The 4,776-nt window shown below is 71.5% G+C and carries 3 protein-coding genes; 1 reads left to right on the top strand and 2 read right to left on the bottom strand.

Annotated elements, in window-relative coordinates; translation table 11 throughout:
* Positions 1-57: 57 nt before the first annotated feature.
* Positions 58-465 (bottom strand): TraR/DksA family transcriptional regulator, encoded by a 408-nt coding sequence (locus ACWJ6R_RS30330; protein WP_449065506.1) that lies wholly within the window; start codon positions 463-465, stop codon positions 58-60.
* Positions 466-963: 498 nt separating this feature from the next.
* On the opposite strand from ACWJ6R_RS30330, the gene ileS reads away from it, so the two are divergent.
* A complete protein-coding gene (ileS, locus tag ACWJ6R_RS30325) occupies positions 964-4,137 on the top strand; it encodes an isoleucine--tRNA ligase (protein WP_449065505.1) in 3,174 nt (1,057 codons plus the stop codon).
* A gap of 288 nt (positions 4,138-4,425) precedes the next feature.
* Here the strand turns inward: ileS and ACWJ6R_RS30320 are convergent.
* On the bottom strand, positions 4,426-4,776 hold a 351-nt coding region (locus ACWJ6R_RS30320; RefSeq protein WP_449065504.1), incomplete at its 5' end, for a hypothetical protein.

Genomic DNA, 4,776 nt, shown 5'->3' with positions numbered 1-4,776 from the left:
CCTCCCCGGCACCCTCCCCGGCACCGCCCCCGGCACCGTCCGCGGCGCCGCCGTCGGTCAGCGGCGCTCCTCCCGCTGCTTGCAGGCCACGCACAGCGTCGCCCTCGGAAACGCCTGCAGGCGCTCCTTTCCGATCGGCTGGTGGCACGATTCGCACACTCCGTAGGTCCCCGCGTCGATCCGGGCGATCGCTCGCTCGTTCTGCGCGACCAGGTCGCGCGAATTCAGGGTAAGGGCGATCTCGCGTTCCCGTGCATACGTCCTGGCTCCGGCGTCGGCCTGGTCGTCACCCGCACCGTCCGTGACATCGCTCGACGCGATCTCCGACTCCGCTCGGGCGATCTCCAGGGTCAGCTCCTCGATCTCGATGACCAGCCGCTCACGGACCTCCGCGAGCTCCTCTTCGGTCCACTGCGCGGCAAGGCCGTTCTGGGACGGCGCTACCGCGCTCTTGTCTGCGCGAATGGTCGTGGCCATGTCGGCCTCCTCACTCGGTCGGACCCCTACCGATGCGGTAAGACGGTGCGGGCAGCTTAGGTCGCTCATAACAGAACGGCAAACGACCCACCGGCTTCTTTGCCAATCCTGTAATATCCCGCCGCTCATATCTCAATCTTCATCTCGGCGGTACCGGGAGCCCGGATATCGGGAAGCCTCCGGCGTACCCGGTGCGTTATCGTTTGAGTTCGCAAGGCGTTGACGGGGACGAGTACCTCCGGCCCCCCTCGCAGGAGCGACCCGGGGACGGTGCGAGCCCGGGGCGAGGCCCGGAGAGAAGATCACCCCTGAGCCGCCGGAAGAACGGTCCTCCGCGTGCAGCGGATACCCGGTAGACCCGGCCGCGAACCGAAAAGAAGAGGGCCTCTGCACCCGGGAGGCCAAGGAGGGTGGTACCGCGGGACCGCGAGGTCTCGTCCCTCCGCGCCACTGCCAGCCAGCACCAGCGTGGAGGTTCCGCCCGTCATGTCCGCCCATTTCCGTCCCCTTCCCGCGCAGGTCGACCTGCCCGCGCTCGAACACCAGGTGCTCGACCGCTGGAGGGACGGCAAGGTCTTCGAGCGCTCGGTCGAGCAGAACGCCGGTGGTCCCGCCTGGGTCTTCTACGAGGGCCCGCCCACCGCGAACGGCATGCCCGGCGTCCACCACATCGAAGCGCGCGTCTTCAAGGACGTCTTCCCGCGCTACAAGTCCATGCGCGGCTACAGCGTGCCCCGCAAGGCCGGCTGGGACTGCCACGGCCTGCCCGTCGAGGTCGGCATCGAGAAGGAACTCGGGCTGACCGGCAAGAAGGACATCGAGGCGTACGGCATCGCGGAGTTCAACGCCAAGTGCCGCGAGTCGGTGCTGCGGCACGTGGACGCGTTCGAAGAGATGACCGAGCGCATGGGCTACTGGATCGACCTGTCGCAGGCCTACCGGACGATGGACCCGGCCTACGTCGAGTCCGTCTGGTGGTCGCTGAAGGTCGTCTTCGACAAGGGCCTGCTCTTCCGCGACTTCCGGATCACGCCGTACTGCCCGCGGTGCGGCACCGGCCTGTCCGACCACGAGCTGGGCCAGCCCGGCGGTTACGAGACCGTCTCCAGCCCGTCGGTCTACGTCCGCATGCCCGCCACCTCCGGCCCGCTGGCCGAGCTCGGCGCCTCGCTGCTGATCTGGACCACCACGCCGTGGACGCTGGTCTCCAACACCGCGGTCGCCGTGCACCCCGAGGTGACCTACGTCGCGGCCCGCCCCGCCGGCTCCGAGGAGGTGCTGGTCGTCGCCGAGCCGCTGCTGACCGCGGTCCTGGGCGAGGACGCCGAGGTGCTGGCCTCCTTCGCCGGCACGGAGCTGGAGCGCACCTCCTACCGCAGGCCGTTCGACCTGGTCGACATCCCCGGCGCGCACTACGTGGTGCTGGGCGACTACGTCACCACCGAGGACGGCACCGGCCTGGTCCACCAGGCTCCCGCCTTCGGCGCCGACGACATGGCGACCTGCAAGCGGTACGGCCTGCCCGTGGTCAACCCGATCGGCCCCGACGGCCGGTTCGCCGAGAGCGTGCCGCTGGTCGGCGGGCAGTTCTTCAAGCACTCCGACGAGTCCCTGACCGCGGACCTGCGCGACCGGGGGCTGCTGTTCCGGGGCGGCCACTTCGAGCACAGCTACCCGCACTGCTGGCGCTGCCACACCGCGCTGCTCTACTACGCGCTGCCCGCCTGGTACATCCGCACGACCGCGATCAAGGACCAGCTCCTCGCCGAGAACGAGAAGGTCGGCTGGTTCCCCGAGACGATCAAGTGGGGCCGCTTCGGCGAGTGGCTGCGCAACAACGTCGACTGGTCGCTGTCGCGGTCCCGCTACTGGGGCACCCCCTTGCCGCTCTGGGTCTGCTCGGCCGACGAGTCCCACATCACCTGCGTCGGCTCGCTGGCCGAACTCGGCGAGCTGTCCGGCCAGGACGTCTCCGCCCTCGACCCGCACCGCCCCTACGTCGACGACGTCACGCTGCCCTGCCCCTCCTGCGGGGCCGAGGCCCGGCGGGTCCCGGACGTGATCGACGCCTGGTACGACTCGGGCTCGATGCCGTTCGCCCAGTGGGGCGCGCCCTACCAGAACCAGGAGGTCTTCGAGGCGGCCTACCCCGCGCAGTTCATCTGCGAGGCCACCGACCAGACCCGGGGCTGGTTCTACTCGCTGATGGCGGTCGGCACCCTGGTCTTCGGCCGCACCTCCTACGAGAACGTGCTCTGCCTGGGCCTGATCCTCGCCGAGGACGGCCGCAAGATGAGCAAGCACCTGGGCAACGTGCTGGAGCCGATCTCCCTGATGGACCAGCACGGGGCCGACGCCCTGCGCTGGTACATGGCCTGCTCCGGCTCCCCGTGGGCGGCCCGCCGGGTCGGGCACGCCGCTCTGGAGGAGATCGTCCGCAAGGTCCTGCTCACCTACTGGAACACGGTCTCCTTCTTCACCCTCTACGCGGGCGCCGAGTCCTGGAGCCCGGCGGCGATGCCCGAGGCCCCCGCTCCCGGCGAGCGCCCGCTGATCGACCGGTGGGCTCTGGCCGAACTGCACCGGACGGTGGCCGAGGTCACCGCGTCGATGGAGGAGTTCGACACCGCCCGGGTCGGACGGCGGCTGGCCGAGTTCCTCGACGACCTGTCCAACTGGTACGTGCGGCGCTCCCGCCGCCGGTTCTGGTCGGGTGACGCCTCCGCCTTCGCCACCCTCTACGAGTGCCTGGAGACCGTGACCCGCCTGATGGCGCCGGTGGTGCCGTTCATCACCGACTACGTCTGGGACGTGCTGCGCGCCGACGGCGCCCCCGCCTCGGTCCACCTGGCCTCCTGGCCCGCCGTGGACTCCGCGCTGCTCGACCCGGCCCTGTCGGAGCAGATGGCGCTGGTCCGCCGCCTGGTGGAGCTGGGCCGCTCGGCCCGCGCCTCCAGCGGGGTGAAGACCCGTCAGCCGCTGGGCCGGGCCCTGGTCGGTGCCCCCGGCTGGGCCGCGCTCTCGCCCGAGCTGCACGAGCTGATCGCCGACGAACTCAACGTGCAGACCCTGGAGGACATGTCGGGGTTCTCCGCCGACCTGGTCTCCTTCACCGTCAAGCCCAACTTCCGGGCCCTGGGCAAGCGGTTCGGTTCGCAGACCAAGCTGGTCGCCGCGGCCGTGTCCGCCGCGGACGCCGGTGAGCTGGCCCGCACCCTGCGCGCCGGATCGCCCGTCTCGCTGGACGCCGGCGAGCTGGGCACGGTGAAGGTCACCGCCGAGGACGTGATCGTCACCGAGCAGCCGAAGTCCGGCTGGGCGGTGGAGACGGGGGCCGTCGACACCGGCACGGGCGAGACCGTCGCCCTCGATCTGGCCATCACCGACGAGCTGCGGCGGGCCGGTCTGATCCGCGACGTCGTCCGGCTGGTCCAGGACGCCCGCAAGACCTCGGGACTGTCCATCACCGACCGGATCGACCTGTGGTGGTCCGCCGCCGACGCCGAACTGGCCGAGGCGCTGCGGGCCCAGGGCCGTACGGTGGCCGACGAGGTCCTCGCCCGCTCCCTCACCGAGGGCCTCACCGAGGAGGGGGCCCCGATCCACGAGGACGCCGACCTCGGGCTCTCCTTCCAGCTCCGCCGCACCACCACGGCCTGATCCGGCCCCCGGCCGCGGCCGCCGGGTCCGCTTCACCGGGCGGGTCCGGCGGTCGTGGTCCGTCTCACCCGGCGGATCCGGTCCGGCCCGCCGGACGGTTAAAGGCCGCCGACCGACGAGCCCGCCGGACGGTTAAAGGCCGCCGGGCGGTGAGAAGCGAAGGGCTCCGGGGATGTCCCCGGAGCCCTTCCGCAGGTGATCCGTCCTGCCTTCCGCGGGCGCGTGCGGTCGGCGCGGCCCGGTGCGTCTTCTCAGCGCGGCCGTGTCTTCCCTGCGGGCGCGTGCCGGTCAGCCGCGGCCCGGTGCGCCTCCCTGGCAGACGGCGCAGCCGCTCAGGCCCGCCTCCTCGGCGGCGGCTCTGGACATGGTCTCGATACCGTCGTCGTCGACTCCCCTGACGAGCGGGCAGGCCGCGCCGTGGAAGCGGCGGGTGCCCGAGATGACCTTGACCGTGCCGGAATCGTCGGCGTCGATCCTCACGGCGGGGATCCCGTGGGGCGAGGTGGCGTCGTCCCGGTCGGCGTCCGCGACGACGTCCTCCGGAACGGACGGCACCGGATCCCCGGGTTCGGCCGAGGTGGAGCCGGTCGGCACCGGCCGCCCGGCGCGCCCGGGCTGCTCGGTCCCGGCCGGCTCCAC

This window comes from Planomonospora algeriensis (assembly GCF_977012225.1).
The sequence above is the reverse complement of the archived record's forward strand: the minus strand, read 5'-3'. Positions and strand labels throughout refer to the sequence as shown.